This is a genomic window from Paraburkholderia sp. SG-MS1 (assembly GCF_012275575.1).
Lineage (GTDB): Bacteria > Pseudomonadota > Gammaproteobacteria > Burkholderiales > Burkholderiaceae > Paraburkholderia.
On sequence record NZ_NPIH01000286.1, the window covers coordinates 152,443 to 171,157 of the forward strand.

At 63.7% G+C, this 18,715-nt stretch carries 16 protein-coding genes; 5 read left to right on the forward strand and 11 right to left on the reverse strand.

Annotated elements, in window-relative coordinates:
- Positions 1 to 9 precede the first annotated feature (9 nt).
- The 10 genes from CIC12_RS31575 to CIC12_RS31620 all read right to left on the reverse strand — a co-directional run bounded on the left by CIC12_RS31575 (position 10) and on the right by CIC12_RS31620 (position 10,738).
- Positions 10 to 1,482, reverse strand: a complete 1,473-nt coding sequence (locus tag CIC12_RS31575) for an NAD-dependent succinate-semialdehyde dehydrogenase (protein ID WP_168670295.1) — start codon at positions 1,480 to 1,482, stop codon at positions 10 to 12.
- 97 nt (positions 1,483 to 1,579) lie between these two features.
- Positions 1,580 to 2,164, reverse strand: a complete 585-nt coding sequence (locus tag CIC12_RS31580; RefSeq protein ID WP_168670297.1) for a UbiX family flavin prenyltransferase — start codon at positions 2,162 to 2,164, stop codon at positions 1,580 to 1,582.
- A complete protein-coding gene (locus tag CIC12_RS31585) occupies positions 2,151 to 3,818 on the reverse strand; it encodes a UbiD family decarboxylase (protein ID WP_168670299.1) in 1,668 nt (555 codons plus the stop codon). The genes CIC12_RS31580 and CIC12_RS31585 overlap by 14 nt, the downstream gene beginning before the upstream one ends.
- Before the next feature lie 139 nt (positions 3,819 to 3,957).
- The gene (locus CIC12_RS31590; protein WP_168670301.1) at positions 3,958 to 4,686 is read right to left on the reverse strand and encodes an enoyl-CoA hydratase/isomerase family protein; all 729 of its coding nucleotides are present in this window, start codon (positions 4,684 to 4,686) and stop codon (positions 3,958 to 3,960) included.
- Between the two features lie 65 nt (positions 4,687 to 4,751).
- Positions 4,752 to 7,118: a xanthine dehydrogenase family protein molybdopterin-binding subunit gene (locus CIC12_RS31595; protein WP_168670303.1), complete on the reverse strand. Its 2,367-nt coding sequence runs from the start codon at positions 7,116 to 7,118 to the stop codon at positions 4,752 to 4,754.
- A gap of 4 nt (positions 7,119 to 7,122) precedes the next feature.
- Positions 7,123 to 7,635, reverse strand: a complete 513-nt coding sequence (locus CIC12_RS31600) for a (2Fe-2S)-binding protein (protein ID WP_168670305.1) — start codon at positions 7,633 to 7,635, stop codon at positions 7,123 to 7,125.
- Between the two features lie 19 nt (positions 7,636 to 7,654).
- Positions 7,655 to 8,536: an FAD binding domain-containing protein gene (locus tag CIC12_RS31605; protein WP_168670307.1), complete on the reverse strand. Its 882-nt coding sequence runs from the start codon at positions 8,534 to 8,536 to the stop codon at positions 7,655 to 7,657.
- A 30-nt stretch (positions 8,537 to 8,566) separates the two neighbouring features.
- Positions 8,567 to 9,265: an SRPBCC family protein gene (locus CIC12_RS31610; RefSeq protein WP_168670308.1), complete on the reverse strand. Its 699-nt coding sequence runs from the start codon at positions 9,263 to 9,265 to the stop codon at positions 8,567 to 8,569.
- Between the two features lie 112 nt (positions 9,266 to 9,377).
- Positions 9,378 to 10,172, reverse strand: a complete 795-nt coding sequence (locus CIC12_RS31615; RefSeq protein WP_168670310.1) for an alpha/beta fold hydrolase — start codon at positions 10,170 to 10,172, stop codon at positions 9,378 to 9,380.
- Positions 10,173 to 10,336: 164 nt separating this feature from the next.
- A complete protein-coding gene (locus tag CIC12_RS31620) occupies positions 10,337 to 10,738 on the reverse strand; it encodes a carboxymuconolactone decarboxylase family protein (protein WP_168670312.1) in 402 nt (133 codons plus the stop codon).
- A 137-nt stretch (positions 10,739 to 10,875) separates the two neighbouring features.
- Here CIC12_RS31620 and CIC12_RS31625 point away from each other — a divergent pair, with 137 nt between their 5' ends.
- From CIC12_RS31625 to CIC12_RS31645, 5 genes are all read left to right on the forward strand, one after another.
- Positions 10,876 to 11,559: a GntR family transcriptional regulator gene (locus CIC12_RS31625; protein WP_168670314.1), complete on the forward strand. Its 684-nt coding sequence runs from the start codon at positions 10,876 to 10,878 to the stop codon at positions 11,557 to 11,559.
- Between the two features lie 424 nt (positions 11,560 to 11,983).
- A complete protein-coding gene (locus tag CIC12_RS31630) occupies positions 11,984 to 13,282 on the forward strand; it encodes an MFS transporter (protein ID WP_168670316.1) in 1,299 nt (432 codons plus the stop codon).
- A 138-nt stretch (positions 13,283 to 13,420) separates the two neighbouring features.
- Positions 13,421 to 14,839, forward strand: coding sequence for a uracil-xanthine permease family protein (locus CIC12_RS31635; RefSeq protein ID WP_168670318.1), 1,419 nt, complete (start codon positions 13,421 to 13,423; stop codon positions 14,837 to 14,839).
- A gap of 231 nt (positions 14,840 to 15,070) precedes the next feature.
- Complete coding sequence (locus CIC12_RS31640) at positions 15,071 to 16,114, forward strand: porin (RefSeq protein WP_168670320.1); 1,044 nt, start codon at positions 15,071 to 15,073, stop codon at positions 16,112 to 16,114.
- A gap of 193 nt (positions 16,115 to 16,307) precedes the next feature.
- Entirely contained in the window at positions 16,308 to 17,399 is a 1,092-nt protein-coding gene (locus CIC12_RS31645) for a porin (protein WP_168670322.1), read from the forward strand.
- A 260-nt stretch (positions 17,400 to 17,659) separates the two neighbouring features.
- Here CIC12_RS31645 and gcvA read toward each other — a convergent pair whose 3' ends face one another.
- Entirely contained in the window at positions 17,660 to 18,592 is a 933-nt protein-coding gene (gene gcvA, locus CIC12_RS31650; RefSeq protein WP_168670324.1) for a transcriptional regulator GcvA, read from the reverse strand.
- Between the last annotated feature and the right edge of the window lie 123 nt (positions 18,593 to 18,715).

The following is an 18,715-nucleotide window of genomic DNA, read 5'->3' on the forward strand; positions in this document are numbered from 1 at the left end:
CCGCATCGCTCAGAGACCGCCCATGCACAAATACTTGATCTCGAGATATTCCTCGATGCCGTACTTCGAGCCTTCGCGGCCCAAGCCGGATTGCTTGACGCCGCCGAACGGCGCGACTTCGTTCGAGATCAAGCCGGTGTTGATGCCGACCATTCCATATTCGAGCGCCTCCGACACGCGCCAGATCCTGCCGATGTCGCGGCTGTAGAAGTAGGCGGCAAGACCGAATTCGGTGGCGTTCGCCGCTTCGATCGCCTCGTGCTCGCCGTGAACGCGGAAGACCGGGGCGACCGGGCCGAAGGTCTCTTCGGTCGCGAAGCGCATCGATGCGGTCACGCCCTCGACCACGGTCGGCTCGAAGAAGAGTGTGCCGGCTGCATGACGCTTGCCGCCGGCGAGCACGCGTGCGCCGTGCGACACCGCGTCGGCAATGTGCGCTTCGACCTTCTCGACGGCAGCCTCATTGATGAGCGGGCCTTGCATGACGCCGGTCTCGAAACCGTTGCCGACCTTGATGCGGCTGACCGCCGCGGCGAGTTTTCGGGTGAACGCGTCGTACACGCCGTCCTGCACGTAGAAGCGGTTCGTGCAGACGCAGGTTTGGCCGGCGTTCCGATATTTCGATGCGAGCGCGCCTTCGACTGCCGCATCGAGATCGGCGTCGTCGAACACGATGAACGGCGCGTTGCCGCCCAGTTCGAGCGAAAGCTTCTTGACCGTCGGCGCGCACTGGCTCATCAACAGTCGGCCCACCGGCGTCGAGCCCGTGAACGAGAGCTTGCGCACGATCGGGTTGGCGGTCATCTCCGCGCCGATCGCGCGCGGATCGCCGACGACCACGCTGAACACCCCGGCCGGCACGCCCGCACGATGCGCGAGTTCGGCCAGCGCGAGCGCCGAGAGCGGCGTGGCCTCGGCTGGCTTCACGATCATCGCGCAGGCGGCGGCGAGCGCGGGCGCGACCTTGCGGGTGATCATCGCAGCCGGGAAGTTCCACGGTGTGATCGCCGCGCAGACACCGATCGGCTCCTTCGTCACCAGCATCCGCTTGTCGCCGGCTGGCGAGGCAAGCACGTCGCCGTCGATCCGCTTGGCCTGCTCGGCGAACCATTCGATGAACGACGCCGCATAACCGATCTCGCCCTTCGCTTCGGCGAGCGGCTTGCCTTGCTCGGCCGACATGATGATCGCGAGGTCGTCGGTGTTTGCGATCATCAGCGCGTGCCAGCGCTTGAGGACCGCCGCGCGCTGCGCCGCGGTGAGTGCGCGCCAGCCGCGCTGCGCGCGTTCGCCGGCTTCGATCGCGCGGCGTGTTTCGACGCCGGTCATCAATGGCACGTCGGCGATCTTCTCGCCGGTGGCGGGATCATTGACGGCGAATGTGCGGGCATCGTCGGCACTACACCATGCGCCGTCGACGTAGGCGAGCGTGTGCAACAGGCTCGGGTCGGCGAGCCGGGAAAGCGGATTGGATTCAGTCATGATCGTCGCAAAGGGCGGGCCGCCGACGCGCGCGGCGCGGCGGTCCTGTGATGTTGATGAAAGCGGGGGGCGCCTGCGTTACTGCCGCATGACCGGCTTATTGCGGCTCTTTCCAGCGCTTGACCACACCGGTATCGATGTCGAACAGATCGAGCATGCGGCCGATCGTGTGATTGACGATGTCGTCGATCGTTTGCGGTTTCGAGTAGAACGCCGGGACGATCGGCGCGATGACCGCGCCCATGTCCGAGAGCTGCACGAGCGTGCGCAGGTGTCCTCCGTGTAACGGCGTCTCGCGCACACCGAGCACGAGACGCCGGCGCTCCTTCAACACGACGTCGGCGGCACGGCTGATCAGCGAGCTCGTAATGCCGGTGGCGATCTCGCTCATCGAGCGCACCGAGCACGGCACGATCAGCATGCCCTTCGTCTTGAACGAGCCCGAGGAAATGGCCGCGCCGATGTCTCCGGGCGAATACCAATGCGACGCACGCGCGCGCAGATCGGCCGCGCGGATGTCCGTTTCGTAGGTCATCGTCAACTCGGCGGCCTTGCTGATCACGAGATGCGTCTCGACGCCCGCCTCGGCGAGAAGCTCGAGCGCGCGAATCCCGTAGATCACGCCGGATGCGCCGGTGATGCCGACGATGATCCGCTCAGGAGTACTGTTATTCGTCGTCACGATCGCCCTCGACGCCGCGTACCGGCGAATTCGGCTCGACGCCGCTGCGGCGGCGCGCCTGATAGGACGCGTCGCGCTGCATCCATTCGCCGCGCGTCGCCTGCTCGGCGTTGCGGTCCCATTCCTCGGTCCAGTCGCCGAGCGAGTAGCCGTACCACGGCGACTCCGGCTTCAGCTTCGGCAGCCCGAGACGTTCCCACAGCACCTTCGCGTTCTCCATGTATTCCTTCTTTGGCAACGCGAGTGGCGGCATGGGCGTTTTCATCGTCGCGTCGATCAGCATGGCCGAATCGAGGCCGGTAGCGTGATCCGAGCGCGGACCGTGGCCCGGCTCGCGGTACGGAATCAGCTTCACATCCTCGACCGGATTGCAGCGATAGCCCATCGCCCAGAACACGGCGTCCGCGTTGTCCGGATCGATGTCGTCATCGATTGCGATCACGAACTTGCCGATCGCGGCCTGCAGCGACATCGCGCCGTACAGCGCGCGCCAAACCTCGGTGCGTTTCGCGCCGCGCTCGAACTGCAGGAATACGAAGCGCCGCAAATTCGTGAGCGGCTCGTGCAGCGACACCTTGCGGATGCCGCGAATGCCGAGATGGTCGCGCAAGTGGCGCAGGAACATGGGCTCGTAGGCGAGACGTTTGATGACGCTCGATTCGGACGGCGTGACCTGCGAGATGATCGATGTCAGCACGGCGTCCTTGCGGCGCGTGATTGCCGTAACCTCGATGGAAAGGTTGTAGTCTTCGAGCGCGACGTAACCGTGGCTTTCGCCGAACGGACCTTCCGGTTCGAGATACTGCGGATCGACGTAACCTTCGACGACGACTTCCGCCTCGGCCGGCACCAGCAGATCGACGGTGCGGCCCTTGACGACGCGGATCGGCGCACCGGCGAGGCCGCCGGCGACGCTCAGTTCATCGACGTTCGGGCGCAATTTCTGCGGGCCCTGGAATGCGACGAGGGGCGGCGCGCCGAGCACGATGGCGACCGGCATCTTCTCGCCCTTCGCTGCATACTTGCGCCAATGGTCGAGACCGCCCGCGCGCAGGTTCACGAGCATCATCATGCCGAGCCGCGTGGCCGATTTCAGGTGGCCGCGATAGGTGCCCATGTTCTGCACGCCGGTTTCCGGATCGCGCGAGATCACACCGGTCATCGTCATGTACGGCGCGGCATCGAAACCCGGCGTCGAGATCGGCAGCGGCAGCGATTCGAGGCCGTTGCCCGGACCTTCGAGGTCGCGGCCTTCGATCACGATGTCATGCACGGGGCCGCTTTCAACGACGACCGGGGGCACCGGATGATCGATCGCGCGGTTCCACGCGTCGCCGATGTCGTCGAGCGACGGCACGTTCATGCCGATCCGGTAGATCTCCGGATTCGCGGCGATGCCGCCGACGATGACCGGAATGTCGTACTTGCGGCCCTTGCTATCGACGATATTCGTAAAGAGGAAGGCCTTGCGATCGGCTTCCGGAATGCCGCCGCGGAACTGCCAGCGCACGAGCGGATGCATCTCGGTGTCCTTGTTCACCGGCTCGTCGATCCGGTACAGCAGGCCCGCGGCTTCGAGGCGCGCGATGTGTTCGTGCAGGTCCGCGTACCCAGCGTGCGCGGATGACGTGGAAGTGGTGTCTTGATCAGCCATGACTGGAAGTCCCATGAAGCGCCGCGTTGCGCTGCGCCTCTATTGCTTGAAGTATTGCCCGACGCGGGCAGGGTATTGCGTGTCCGATCCGTTTCGTACGCGCCGCACGCGCAAGGCGCGGCGGCACTTCGGCGGGTTGTCAGCGGCGCATCGACGTCATTGCGTTGGCGAGCGACGCGCCCGCCACTTCGCTCGCGAGCGAGAAGTCGGGAATCGTGATCTCGCGGAAGTACGTCTTCAGCGTCGCGATGGCGATCCGGTCGCGCGAGCAGATCGAGGCAACCATCGCGTCCGCCCGCTCGCTCAGGCTCGCGCCCGGCACGACTTCGGCGACGATGCCCCACTCGCGCGCATTCGCGGCATCGATGGTTTCGGTCAGGTAGACCATGTGCGCGGACGCCTTCGGTGGCACTTTGTGGCGCAGCACGGAGAGCACGAGCGTCGGCGGCAGGTTTTTCTGCAGTTCGGGCAGGCTGAAGCGCGCGCGGTCGGAGGCGATGGCCATGTCGCACGCGGTGACGAGCGCACAGCCAAACCCTTCCGCATCGCCTTGCACTTCGGCGAGAAGCGGCACCTCGCTCTCGTGCATCGCGCGGTAGACGTCGAGAATCGGATCGGCCACGTTGCGACGGAACTGCGCGGACGTCGGCGGCGTTGCCGACGGCGCGCCGACCGCGCGGCCGCGGCAGAACGCGGGACCGGACGCGCGCAGGCGGATGATTTTCACGCCGCTGTCGCGGCCGGCCTTACGGATCTCGGCGGCGAGCGCGCGCATCGCGTCGAGCGTGAGCATGTTGCCGAGCTCGGGTTGGTCAAGGGTGATCCGGTATTCGGATTCGTGGAGCGCTGCGGTGAATTCGGTCGTCATGGAGAAAAGGTCCAAACAATGAAAACAGGGGATGAGCGCCCGCGCTGAGCGAGCACCCGCGCAGGTCAGCGCGCGTAGGCGCCGGCCTCCTTGAGCTTCTGGAAAACACGCTGCGGGACGAGCGGCGCTTCCGTGAATTCGACGCCGTATTCCGAAAGCGCGTCCTCGATCGCCGCGACGATCGCCGCCGCGGCTGGAATCGTGCCGCCTTCGCCCGCGCCCTTGACGCCGAGCGGATTCAGCGGCGAGGGCGTTTCGAGGTGCACGATGTCGATGTTCGGCACGTCGGTTGCCATCGGCAGCAGGTACTCGCCGAAGTTGGTCGTGGTCGGCTGGGCGTTCTCGTCGTACTGCATCCATTCGAGCGTCGCGTTGCCGATGCCGTGCGCGACCGAGCCGATCACCTGGCCGTCGACCAGCAGCGGGTTGATGAGCTTGCCCGAGTCGTGCGCCATCACGTAGTTGAGGATCGTGATGTGGCCGGTCTCGCGATCGACTTCGAGCTCGACGACGGCCGTACCGTTGCAGTATGTCGACTGCGCGGGTGAGAAATACTTCGTCTCTTCGAGGCCGGCGGTGAGGCCCGCCGGCATGGTGAAGCCCGGCATACCCTGCGAGATTTTCGCGAGCTGGCCGTAACTCATGCGTTGCTCGATGCCCGAGCGGCGCGCCACGTGGCCTTCGGCAAGTACGAGGTCGTCGATTTCGCATTTCCACAAGTGGGCGGCAAGCGTGAACATCTTGTCGCGCACGGCCTGAGCGGCGATGTAGACCGAATTGCCGGCATTGACCGTCGCGCGGCTTGCGAACGTGCCGACGCCCATCGAGATGCCGCCCGTGTCGCCGGTGACGACGTCGATCGTTTCGAGAGGTACGTTCAGTTCCTCGGCGCAGATCTGCGCAAAGGTCGTCTTGTGGCCCTGGCCTTGCGGCGATGCGCCGGTGATCACGGTGACGCGGCCGGTTGCCTGCACGCGCACCGTCGCGCCCTCGAACGGGCCCATGCCGGTGCCTTCGACGAAGCTCGCCATGCCGATGCCGACGAAGCGGCCCTGGCGGCGCGCGTCAGCCTTGCGTGCGGCGAAGCTCGCGTAGTTCGCGCGTTCGAGCGCCGCTTTCTGGCAGGCCGGATAGTCGCCGCTGTCGTAGCGCAGCGGGCTGCCGTCGCGGTAGATGAAGCCCGCGTCATACGGCATCTGCTCCGGCTGGATCAGATTGCGCCAGCGCAACTCCGCGCGGTCCATGCCGAGTGCGCGGGCGGCCTTGTCGAGAATCCGCTCCATTGCGAATACCGCCTGAGGACGGCCCGCGCCGCGCACCGGCGAGGTCGCGCATTTGTTCGTGTAGACGACGTCGAGCCTGGCGCCCATCGCGGGGATGACATACGGGCCGGGTGTCGTCGTGATCGAGATGTACGGCGTGATGATGCCCCACGGCAGGAACGCGCCGTTGTCGTGCACCATCTCCAGCTTGACGCCGCGAATCTTGCCGCTGGTATCGAGCGCCATGCGCACGGTCCACCACTGGTCGCGCTCCTGCGTGACGGCAAGGAAGTGCTCGCGCCGGTCCTCGATCCATTTGACGGGACGCTTGAGCGCGACCGCCGCGATCGCGACGAGCGCCTCTTCCGGATAGAACGGCAGCTTCGGACCGAAGCCGCCGCCGACGTCGTTCATCAGCACGCGCAGTTTCTCGGCATCCCACTCGAGCAGCTCGACGAGGTTCTTTTTCTCGTGGTGCGGCGCCTGACCCGACGACCAGACAGTCAACTCGCCGTTGGTGGAATGGTATTCGGCGATGTACCCGCGCGTTTCCATCGGATGCGCGGAACCGCGGTTCTGCCAATACGTCTCCTCGACGACGTGCGGCGCGTCGTTGAAGGCTGCGTCGATGTCGCCGAACCCCATTTCGATATGTGCGACGACGTTGTCTTTCGCGTCGGTGTGGCAGAGCGGCGAGTCCGGACGCAGTCCATCGCGACAGTCGGCGACGGCGGCCAGCGTGTCGTACTCGATCTCGATCAGACCGCAGGCGTCTTCCGCGATATAGCGGTTGTCCGCGACGACGAACGCCACGGCTTCGCCCGCGAACGTGACTTCCGTCGAGGCGAGCAGTTCCTGGGTGCGCTCGAAGCGGATCGCCGGGTTGGGCAGCATCGACGGCGCGCGGCCGCGCGCACGGCCGCTCAGGTCCGCGTGCGTGTAGACGGCGTGCACGCCCTTCAGTTCGCGGGCGGCCGTGCAGTCGATCGAGACGATCTTCGCGTGCGCGTGCGGGCTGCGCAGCACCGCGGCCTGCAGCATGTTGGGAAGGTGGACGTCGTCCACGTAGGAGCCTTGGCCCTGCAGCAGCTTCTTGTCTTCGGTGCGCATGACGCGCCTGCCGATGTAGCGCTGATCAGTGGGGGCGCCCTTCAGGTCGGAAATGTCCATCGTGTTACTCCGTGGCTTGGAGCGCCGGCGCGGCGGCACGCTGGTCGCGGATGCGCTGCGCGGCGAGCAGGGCAGCGGCGACGATCGGCTGGTAGCCGGTGCAGCGGCACAGGTTGCCCGTGATCGCTTCGCGGATCTCGGCTTCGCTCGGCGAATCCGTTTCGTTCAACAGTTCGGTCAGCGTCATCAGCATGCCGGGCGTACAGAACCCGCATTGCAGCGCGTGCGTTTCGGTAAAGGCCTTTTGCAATTCGTTGAGCGTGCCATCCGCGTGAGCAAGCCCTTCGACGGTGGTCAGCGAGCGGCCGTTCACCTGGGCGGCGAGCGTCAGGCAGGCGCGCGCGGTGCGGCCTTCGATCAGCACGGTGCAGGCGCCGCACACGCCGTGTTCGCAACCGTAGTGCGTGCCGGTGAGATCGAGGTCGTGACGCAGGAAGTCACCGAGCATGCGCCGCGATTCGACCTCGCGCTCATAAGCGGTGCCGTTGACGACGACTCTGACGGTTCGAGTCTCCATGTCTATCTCCTTTGTCACTCTACGATTGTCTTGCGACGCGCGAGAACGCTGTCTTCAGCGCTCTTTCGGTCAGGACGCCAGCGAGATGCTGGCGGTAGTCGGTACTCACGTGCGCGTCGGTCATCACGTCGAGCGCGCGCGCGGCGTCGCTCGCGATGCGCAACGCGCTGTCGTCCATCGGATGGCCGCGCAGGGCGGTCTCGACGTCGTGCATCCGCACGGGGCCGGCAGCGACGCCGCAGACCGTCAGCGAAACGCGCTCGAGGCGCCCTTGCGCATCAGCGGTACAGAGCGCCGCGACGCCGACGATGGCGTAATCGCCATGGCGCCGCGCGAACTCTTCGAATGCGTAGCCATGGCCTTCGGGCCAGATGTCGAGCGAGATACCGGCGAGCAGGTCGCCTTCTTCGAGCGCGGGTGTCATGTACATCAGCGCCCACTCGGACATCGGCAGCTCGCGGGTCGCGACTGCGCCGTCTTCGTAGCGAGCGATCGTCAGTACACCGTCGAGCGCGGCGGTGAAGCACGGCTGCTCCGACGACGGATCCAGCTGGCACAGGCTGCCGCCAAGCGTGCCGCGGTTGCGGATCTGCTTGTGGCTCACGAGCTGGTACGCCTCGCGGATCAGCGGCGCACGTTTCGTGACGAGCGGCGACAGTTCGATGTCGCGCTGCCGCGCCATGGCGCCGATATGAAGGCGGCCGTTGCGCTCCTCGATGCGGGTCAGCGCCTCGACGCCGTTCAGGTCGATCAGGTGACTCGTCATCAGATACCGGAAGTTCATCATCGGCATCAGCGACTGGCCGCCGGCGAGCACGCGCGCATCCTCGAGCGTGCCGAGCAACTGCGCGGCTTCATCGACGGTGGTCGGCGCGTGATACTGGAATTCACTGGGTTTCATGCGTGCTCCGATAGTGCGGCGGTGACTTCGTCAATGATGCTGCTTGACCCCGAAGAGCCGCGCGAAGAAATTCCGGATCGACTGCCACATCGCCTTGCGCACGAGTGCGCCGGCGTCGAGAGGCGCGACCGGCGCCGGCGCGGGCGGCGGGCGGCGCGTTTCGGTGGCCTGCCTCGGCGCATCCGGTTCAGCGGCCGTGTTCGTCGCGCCCTGCTCACTAGCGGGGTTCGGCTCGGCGGCCTGAGCGGCTTGGGCGGCGTGTGCCGCGTCCGCCTCCATGAGTGCAGCCAGGTTTTTTGCGAACTGGTTCAGCATTTGCTGCGAGAGCGCCTCGATCATCCCGGCACCGCGTCCATACTGCGCGACCGTGCCCGAGAGGTTGACGTCCGAGACCACGTCGACCCTGGTCTTGCCGCCGCCCGCGTCGGTGACCACCGCGTTGATCTGCGCATCGGCGCCGCCACGGCCTTTTGTGTCGGTGCCGCTTGCGGACACGACGACGGTGCGCTCGGCGTCGTTCTGTTCAGCAATCTTGAATTTGCCCGCGAACTTCAGCGTGAGCGGGCCGAGCTTGACGGTGAAGCCGCCCTTGTAGCTGCCGTCGGGCTGCTGTTCCTTGAGTTCCGCGCCCGGAAAACACGGTGCGGACCGTTCGATGTCGATCATGGTCTTCCAGACATCCGAGGGCGGTGCATCGACGGTGAAAGACGAACGGATTGTGATTGCCATACTGCCTCCTTGGGGCGGTCGGCCCGTGCGGGCGCCGCTCCGTTTATCTGATCGCTACTGAGCCGCGCGGCGCGTGACACTGTCCCCACGCGCGGGCGGCCCGGGTTTCATTTCATGGCGCGAGGGTCGACAGAAAATCGTCGAATACAGTCGCGAAGTCTTCACGCATGTCGAACGCTCCAAAGTGCGCCGCGCCTGGAATCACGACGAAACGGCTGTTCGGCAGCGCCTGGGCGATCTTCTGCGATACCGCCGGCGCAATGCTCGCGTCGGCATCGCCCGCGACGACGAGCGCCGGTGCCGACACGGCCGCCAGTTCGTCGAGATTGTCGAGTTGCGAGATCGCCTGCCAGTTTGCGCTCCAGCTGTACCAGTCGTCCGCTGCGAGCCGCGTGCGACACTTCTGGAGAAGGTCGGGACGTGGCGTGTCTGCGGCGAACCAGCGCGTGATGGTGTCGTCGATCACTTCGGACATCGAACCGCGCCGGCTCATGTCGCCACGCGCGAGAATGCGTGGGCGCACTTCGTCAGGGAATCCGCCGGCCGTTGCGCAGAGAATCAGCGCACGAGCGAGCTCGGGGAACTGGATCGCCACGCGCTGCGCAATCATGCCGCCCATCGATACGCCAATCAGGGCGGCACCCGTCAGGCGTTCCTGACGCAACACCGCGGCGACGTCGGCCGCATGATCGGCGAGCGTGATGGGAGCGAGGACACCGCTGGAGTCACCGTGGCCACGGAGATCGATCACGACGACGTCATACGACCCGGCCCAGTGCTCGACGTATTCGTCCCACCAGCTTCGGTCGACGCCGATCGGGTGAAGCAGAACCAGCGGCCGGCCCGTCCCGCGACGGGAGTAGGCAATGCGGCCAGCCGGGATTTCACAGAAAGTTGAATGGGACATGAGCTATACGGGTAATGCGCGGGGGGCGACAGATGCTTCGCACCATCGGCTACCGGGTCGGCCACCCACAGCGCGAAACGCCTGCTACCCACTGGACCACCAGGCATGCGCGCCTGGGATGGGATGACGAACTGCGCGGCGCCTGCACGACGCGCACGCCGCCTTCAGGCAGCAGTGATTTTTGCCTTCTGGTCGAGCACGACAGCCTTCGCGCGACGCAGCCCTTCGGCTGCGACCGGAATGCCTGCATACACGCCGGCCTGCAGCACCACCTCGGCAATTTCTTCTTCCGTCACACCATTGTTTAGCGCGCCACGCGTATGCACTTCGAACTCGTGCCAGCGGCCGAGCGATGCCAGCATCGCGAGATTCAGCATGCTGCGCGTCGCGCGCGGAAGGCCCGCGCGGTTCCAGACGTTGCCCCAGCAAACGTCTTCCGTGTATTCGAGGAACACAGTGTCGAACAGATGGGGGTTGGCGTTGCTCTGCGTGTGGCTGCCACCCAGCACTTCCTTGCGGATCTTTGCGCCGATGGCGCGGCGCTCCGATAGCGTGATGTCTTCCATGAGTATCCTCTGGTTTATCCAACGGTTGTAGGATTGTATAATGGTAGGCAGTATCGGAGCTTAGTTGACGAATGTCAATATGATTGTATTACGGGATTCGGTCTAGCTCCCATTAATTGATATGACAAAGGGATGGAATGAACACCAACAGACTGGTAGTGCGGCCGGTGGCAACGCTGCGTCAGCAAGTGATCGACGGTTTGCGCGCATGCATTAGCGACTTGACCTTCAAGCCGGGCGACCGGTTGATCGAGCGCGAGTTGTGCGAAATGCTTGGCGTGAGCCGTACGCTCGTTCGTGAGGCACTGAGCCAACTGGTGGCCGAGGGGCTTGTGCAGATCATTCCGCATAAAGGCCCGATCGTCTCAGTGATGACAGGAGAGGAGGCAAGAGGCCTCTATGAAGTGCGTGGGGTCCTCGAGGCGCTCGCGGGCAGGCAGTTCACCGAGCGGGCGACGGACAATCAGCGTGTCGCGCTGAAGCAGGCGTTGAACGAACTCGCGTCGATACGGGACATGCGCGGTGAGGAGGTCACCATGCTCTTCCTGAAACAGAAGGCACGGTTCTATGACGTGATACTCGAGGGCGCCGGCAACCCGGTACTCACGGAGATGCTACGTCTCGTCCATACGCGAGTCATGATGCTGCGCGCGACGACGCTGTCGCAGGAAGGGCGCCTCCCGCAAAGCTATGACGAAATTGCTACGATCGTCGACGCGGTCATGCGCAACGACGCCGACGCAGCCGCGGCGGCGTGCAAGCGCCATGTCGAACAAGCTGAACGGCTTGCTGTCGAAGTGCTCGCCGTGGCGGCCAACTAGGTCAACGACACACGCCGCGCGTCTGCCGCTTTCCTTCGTGCCCGAAGCGTCAGGCAGGAACTGAAATTTTTTCGCCGCGCGGCGTGTCCCCTTCCAGCCCGCGCCAGTCCTGTCCGACCAGCGGCTTGCAACGCCACGCAGTTTTCCTGCTCATTCGCGTCTTCATCGCTTTCCCAGCGGGCCTTTCGGCCCCGGCTCCCCGCCCCATGCGGGCGGTGTGAATCGCCCGTTCCTTCTTGTCTCCCCTTAGGACGCCATGCTATGGCGCCCATGCACTGCCTAGAGAATTGTTAGACAGTAATACAATAATCCGTATTGCAATCTAATTGCATTACGCTATACTGCGCCGAATGATGAATCGGGCATACGATCCGTGTCGGGCAAGTCGCTCGCCTTTGCGGCAGAAAATCAGGAGACAGGAACGATGGGTATAACCCAAGGCGCCAAGGCGGCGTCGGCGGCTTCGGCCGAGCCGCAGGGACTCGGGTTGTCGCGCTATCAGTGGCTGGCGCTGATTTCGGCGTTCCTCGGCTGGATGTTCGACTCGATGGACCTGAATCTCTTCACGCTCGTACTCGTGCCGAGCGTCGGCCAGCTGTTGCACAGCACGGACGCTACCGAAATCAGCAAGATCGGCAGCTATATCATTTCGGGCAAGCTGCTCACGTGGGGCATCGGCGGGGTGCTGTTCGGCGTGGCCGCGGACCGCTTTGGCCGCTCGCGCGTCATGGGCTGGACCATCGTCATCTACGCGGCCTTCACCCTGCTGAGCGCATTTTCGAGGACGTGGCCCCAGCTTGCCATCGCACAGGCGCTGGCCGGTTTCGGCATCGGCGGCGAATGGGCGGCAGGGGCCGCGCTCGTGGCCGAATCGTGGCCCGGCCGGCAACGCGCCCGCGCCATGCAGATCATGCAGATGGCGTTCGCGTTTGGCTTTCTCGCGGCGGCGCTCGACAACCTGCTGCTCGGCCGCTTCGGCTGGCGCGTCGTACTCGGCGTGGGCGCGGCGCCCGCGCTCGTCACGATACTCGTGCGCCGCTTCGTGCCTGAGCCCCGACGCTGGGTGCAAGTGCGCGACAGCGTCATCGCCGAATCGGCAATGCAAACTTTCACCGCCATCTTCGCGCCCGGACTACGCCGCAAGACGATCATCGGCGTGATCGTGTCGTCGGCCGCGATGCTGGGCTGCTGGGGCGGTCTCACGTTCCTGCCGAGCTGGATTCATCAGCTGTCGGTTGTAGCCGCCGATCAGCGCGACATCAGCGGAACGGTCAGCTACGCGTTCATTCTCATGATGATCGGCGCGACGCTCGGTTACCTCACGCTGATCTGGATGCTCGATGCGCTCGGCCGCCGGATGTCGTACTTCATCTTTTCGGCAGGGTCGCTCGTGGTGTCGCTCGTGCTGTTCACGACGGTGCATGACATCAGTCGAGTGCTGTGGCTCATGCCGGTCTACGGTTACTTCGTCATTGGCGCGTTCGGCACGTTTGCCGCTTATTTGCCTGAGCTTTTTCCGACCCGTGTGCGTGCGACAGGGCAGGGCTTCTGCTGGAACATGGCCCGCGCGCTGACGAGTATCGGTCCGATCGCCGGCAATGCGGTGGTCGCGAAGTTTGGTTCGTTTCCAGCGGCATCGGCGGCGGTATCGCTGCTCTTCATCGTTGGCATGGTGTCGATCTGGTTCGGTCCCGAAACAAAGGGCGTTCCGCTCGACAATTAAGGATGACTGAAGACAGGTCGGCGGGCGATGCGTCCGCGCCGGCGATACACATGTTTCCTTCCTGCGATGACGCTTGAAGGGAAAGGGAGCGCCACGGCAGCCCGCCGCGTCGCTAGCGAGGATTTCGTTTTTGGTCTAATGGAACACACCTTGAGCACAGACACGCCGAAATCCGGCGCTTCAATCCCGGAGGCCACCGCAGAGAATCGGTCCGCGCGCGTCTTCGATGTCGGAATCAACGAGCGGCTGCCACTCTCGCAACTGGCGGTCCTTGCGCTGCAGAACGTTTTTGGAATGACGGGCATGTTTGTGTTCCCGGGACTTCTCGGCCGTGCCTTTCATTTGTCCGATCCCGAGATCGCGTACCTGTACGGGATGACCTTTATGGCGTGCGGGATTATCACGATTCTGCAATCGGTGCTGCTGCTGCGCCTGCCGATCGCGCAGGGTCCCTATGCAGGCAGCTTCGGGGCGCTCCTGACTGTCGGTCATTTGCAGTCGGGCGGCCTCGGTACGGCATTCGGGTCGTTCTTCGTCGCCTCGCTGATCTGGTGCCTCCTTACGGTGCCGATCCGCGGACGCAGCGTGGCGGGCATGTTCGCGCGGCATTTGCGCCTGCCTGTCATCTCCGGGATGATCGTCATGCTGATCGTGGTGCAGATCGCCAGCGTCGCGCTGCCGACCTGGATTGGCAGCCCTAAAAGCCCCGGCTTTCCGGTCGTGAACCTGCTTTCCGGCGCGGTTTCAGTGGCCGGTATCGTTTTCGCGATGCTGTGGGGCGGCCGCCGCCTGCGGCGCGTTGCGATCCTGCTCGGCCTCGCGCTCGGCACGCTGGCCTACACGCTGTTCGAGCCGGTTTCGTTCGCGGCGGTGGTCGCCGCGCCGCTTGTCGTCGAGCCGCGCATCTTTCCGTTCGGCTTCGGTGTGCGCATGGATCTCGTTGCGGTGTTCCTGCTCGTGCTGATTCCGGCGGGCATGGGTTCGATGGCCCTCTATCAGACAGTCGCCGATTGGGGCAAACAGACGCTGAGTCCGGGCCGCATGTCCGAAGGGCTGTTCGGCGTCGCGCTCGGCTCGGTCGTCGCGGCAGTGTGGGGTGGCTTCAGCACGATCGCATATCCGGACAACATCGGCATTCTGCGCGCGACGCGCGTCGGGTCGCGCTTCGTGACGCTTGCTGCGGGCATCCTCCTGATCGTACTCGGCGGCTGCGTGAAGTTCGACATGCTGCTCGTCGTCGTGCCGATTCCGGTGATCTCGGCCGCCGCGACGCTGCTGTTCGGTATCGTCTTCATGCACGGCGTACACATTCTCTCGCACGTCGAGTGGAACGACCGGCGGCTGATCGCGTCGGGGCTCGCGTTTCTTATTGGCCTCGGCGGTCTTTTCATCTCACCCGAAGTCCTCCATGCGATGCCGCTGATGCTCCAGCTCGTGTTTCAGCAGCCGGTGATTTCCGGCGGTCTCACGCTCGTCGTCCTGCACTCCCTGCTTTGCTCGAAGCAGCAGCCGAGCCCGCCGTCGGCCGCGCCTTCCCGCGCGCAGAACCGGGCTTAGGCAAGTCGTGAAGCATAGTCAGGCGGGGGCGTTCGGATTTTTCGACGCACTGTAATTTCTGAAGATCGTGTGCAGGCATCGAGGGAAGCTCTGCAATATATATTTAATAGTTGGTACTACATATCAATAAACATTGCTGGCGTTAGGCGCGCAATCTGGCACATGCCAACGTGTGTGAAGGCGCCCCGCTTCGCAGTCTTGAAGCCAGAGTTTGGAAGGCGGGAGACATAGATGAAAATAAAGATGGGGATGAAAGCGCTGGTGCTTGGCGCAACTCTGTTCGCTGAGGGAGCGCATGCGCAATCGAGCGTGCAGCTCTACGGGCTTCTCGATGCGTTCGTCGGCTACAAGAAGCCGATGAACGGTCAGTCGAGCGTGATCGCGGGCAACGGCGGCATGACGGCACCGTACTTTGGACTACGCGGGTCGGAGGATATCGGCGGCGGCACGAAGGTCATTTTTGACCTCGAAGGCTATTTCAACATCCAGAACGGCTCGATGGGCCGCACTGGTTTTCCGCACGACGGTCTGTTCTCGCGTAACGCGTACGTTGGGGTGAGCGGTCGGTACGGTACGGCGACGGCCGGCCTGATTCCGCCGCTCTTGTGGTTCTCGACAATTACATTCAACCCCTTTTGGAACTCATTCGTGTTCTCGCCGATCGTGCTGCACAGCTACGTCGGCGTGAATGGCCAAGGCGTATTCGGCAATGCGGGCGAGTGGTGGAACGCCGTGTATTACGCGTCGCCGTCGTTCGACGGCATCGTCGGCCGCGCCATGTACTCGTTCGGCAACGATCCGGGCCACCTCGGCCAGAACAAGTGGACTGGCCAGGTCTCATACAACAACGGCGGTTTCGCGACGTCCGTTGTGTACCAGCAGATCAAATACAGTCTGAACGCCGGCGACCTCGGCACCGTGCTACCGGGACTGAAGACGCAGTCGGTGGCGAACCTCGGGGTGTCGTACGACCTGAACTACGTGAAATTGTACGGCCAGTACCAGCACATCTGGGATTCGATCTCGAATGGCGACGTCGGCATCGATACCGGCCAGATCGGCTTCTCGATTCCAGTGGGCGTCGGCAGGATTCTTGGCTCGGACGCGTATTCAAAGAGCCGCGGCCATAGCTCGGTTTATCGCAACAGCTGGGCGCTCTCGTATGACTATCCGCTGTCGAAGCGCACCGACGTCTATGCGGCAGTACTGTCCGATCGCGCGAGCAGGATGTCGAGCGGCACCACGATCGGCGGCGGTCTGCGCACGCAGTTCTGACCGAACACCAGTGCCGACGACGCGCGCGATCCGCTGATTCAACGCCACGAGCGCGCCGCGGGCGCGCGCAATGGCAACTCGTCGCACGCAGTTCGAACTCGGCCTTCGTGCAATCCACGGTTGACGGTCCGGGGAAGTGCAGCGCACCGCACATCCCTCGCCCCACGAATTTAACGATGTCAATGGAGGAGATATGTTTGAAATTGGAGGAGCACGTAGCGGTGCGCGCAGGATCGGTCTGAGGCGCTCGCTGGCCGCAATGACCTTGTTGGGGCTTTCAGGCGGCGCCGCTCACGCGCAAAGCAGCGTGACGTTGTATGGCTCGCTGGACGGCGGCCTGCGCAATGTCGTGAACGGCACGAAGGCAGGTGGTGCGGCGCTGACGATGGCATCGAACGGCGTCTACAAATCGAATCGCTGGGGTTTTCTCGGCATCGAGGACCTGGGCGGTGGATACTATGTCCGCTTCAATCTGGAAGCGGGCTACATCCTCTCGACCGGCGCCAACAGCAGCACGACCAACCAGTTGTTTCAGCGTACGTCGACGGTCGGGGTAGGCGGCCCGTTCGGTCAGGTCAACATAGGCCATCAGTTCACGCTGCAGCACCGGCTGATCAAGGACTTCGAGCCATTCGACCTGCACTATCTGGGCATCACCGAAGCGGCAGCAATTTCGGGCGGCACCAACGGCCGCGACGACAACGCTATCCACTATCACGGCGACTTCGGCCCATGGACGGCGCGCGCGGTCTACGCACCGGGCGGCGTAGCAGGCAGCCTCGCCAGCGGTACCATGCTCGCGGGCGGTGTGAACTACCACACCAGGCTGTTCAGGTTCGGCGCAGGCTACACGCATCGCTCGAATCCGTTTTCGGCCACATCAAGCGCGTATTTTGCAAACAATCAATACACCGCGGGTGGTGCCGTGACGCTCGGTCCCGTTGATCTGATGGGCGGCTATTCGCTCGCAACACAAGCGGTTCCCTCCACTGTGCACGGCGAAACGCGCAATCAATATCTGTGGGGGGGCTTCCGCTATCACGCAACGTCGGTCTTCAACGTCACGGGCGCTTATTACGACGACAAGAACACGACGGCCGGCGTCGATGGAAGAAAGGGTGTCGCCATTCTGGGCATCAACTATGTGCTGTCGAAAAGCACCGAGCTTTACGCCGATATCGACTACACGCATTTCACCGGTGGCTACGTGACCAATGCAACACTGAACCCGTCCGGGCATGACAAACAGACAGGCGTCTCGTTCGGTATGAACCACTTTTTCTAGGGCGCGCCACCCGTGCTGGACGCGTGGAAGGCAGGCGGCGAATACCGGCGAGCCCGTGCAACACGGGCTCGCGGGATGCACTTCGACCGTTCGCGAGCGGGTTAAGTCGGCGCCGCAATCGGAGTCGGCTTTAGCAGCGTGCCCTCACGCAAAGCCGGCTTTCGAACAGGAACCGGTCGCCGTATGGCATCCATGATGCAAAAGCGTATGTCCGCCGAAATGGTCTGCACGCGTTGATGAGTCGACGTACTCTGATCCCATCACCTTGCGATAGTGTTGGTACCGCGGCCCACTTCTTCCAGCAGCCATTCTTTGAATGCCTGTACCGGCGCATGCTGCTCGCTCTCTTTTCTGTGAACAAGGTAGTACGCCAAATCGCAGCTCTGAACGTGTTCGAACGGTTTAGCAAGGCGTCCCTCCGCGAGGTCGCGCTCGACCAGCGTCGTCCTTCCGAGCGCGACGCCATTGCCAGATATTGCCGTCTGAATGACCATCGCGGAATCGTTCAATTGCAGGCCGCGATCCGTTTCGACCGAGTCACGATAGCCCGCGTGCAGCAGCCACGAGCGCCATGTGGGAAAGACACCAAAACCGCTCATCGACGTGTCATGAATCAAACGGTGATTCTTCAGATCGGACGGCTGCTTCAGGGCATTTGGACCTTCCACGAGCGACGGACTACAGACCGGGAAAAATTCGTCACGCAGCAAAAAGGTGGACATGAGGTCCGGCCACGTGCCCGCGCCGTATCTGATGCCGACATCGATGCGCGCGGAGGTGAAATCGACAAGCTGGCCGCCGGTCTCGATCCGCAGATCGTAATAGGGATGCCGGCGCTGAAACCGATCGACACGCCACAGAAGCCACTTTTCCGCAAACGCGGGTGGAACCGTCACCGTGAAAACAATGCGGGATTTACTCGCTTTCAGTCTCTCCACTGCGTTTGAGAGTAAATCGAAGCCGCCTTGCAGATCGGGAAGCGCGACACGCGCGGCATCCGTGAGCGATAGCCGTGATGGTCCCGAACTGGAACGGTGAAAAAGCTCGATGCCCAGATAGCTTTCGAGGCCGCGAATGAGTTGTCCGATTGCCGCAGGCGTCACGTTCAACTCCGCAGCGGCGGCCGTGTAACTCAAATGTCTGGCGACCGCTTCGAAGGCGCGCAGGGCGTTAAGGTTGTTCGGCGCTCGCATCGCTTCTGGTACGCGGGGAAAGTCGAAAACAGAACTGTACCGCGACATTTGCCAGAACGCCCGAGGTAGCGTTCGGCGTGACTCCGGTCACGATCGAACGCGACGCTCGACTATGCCCATCCA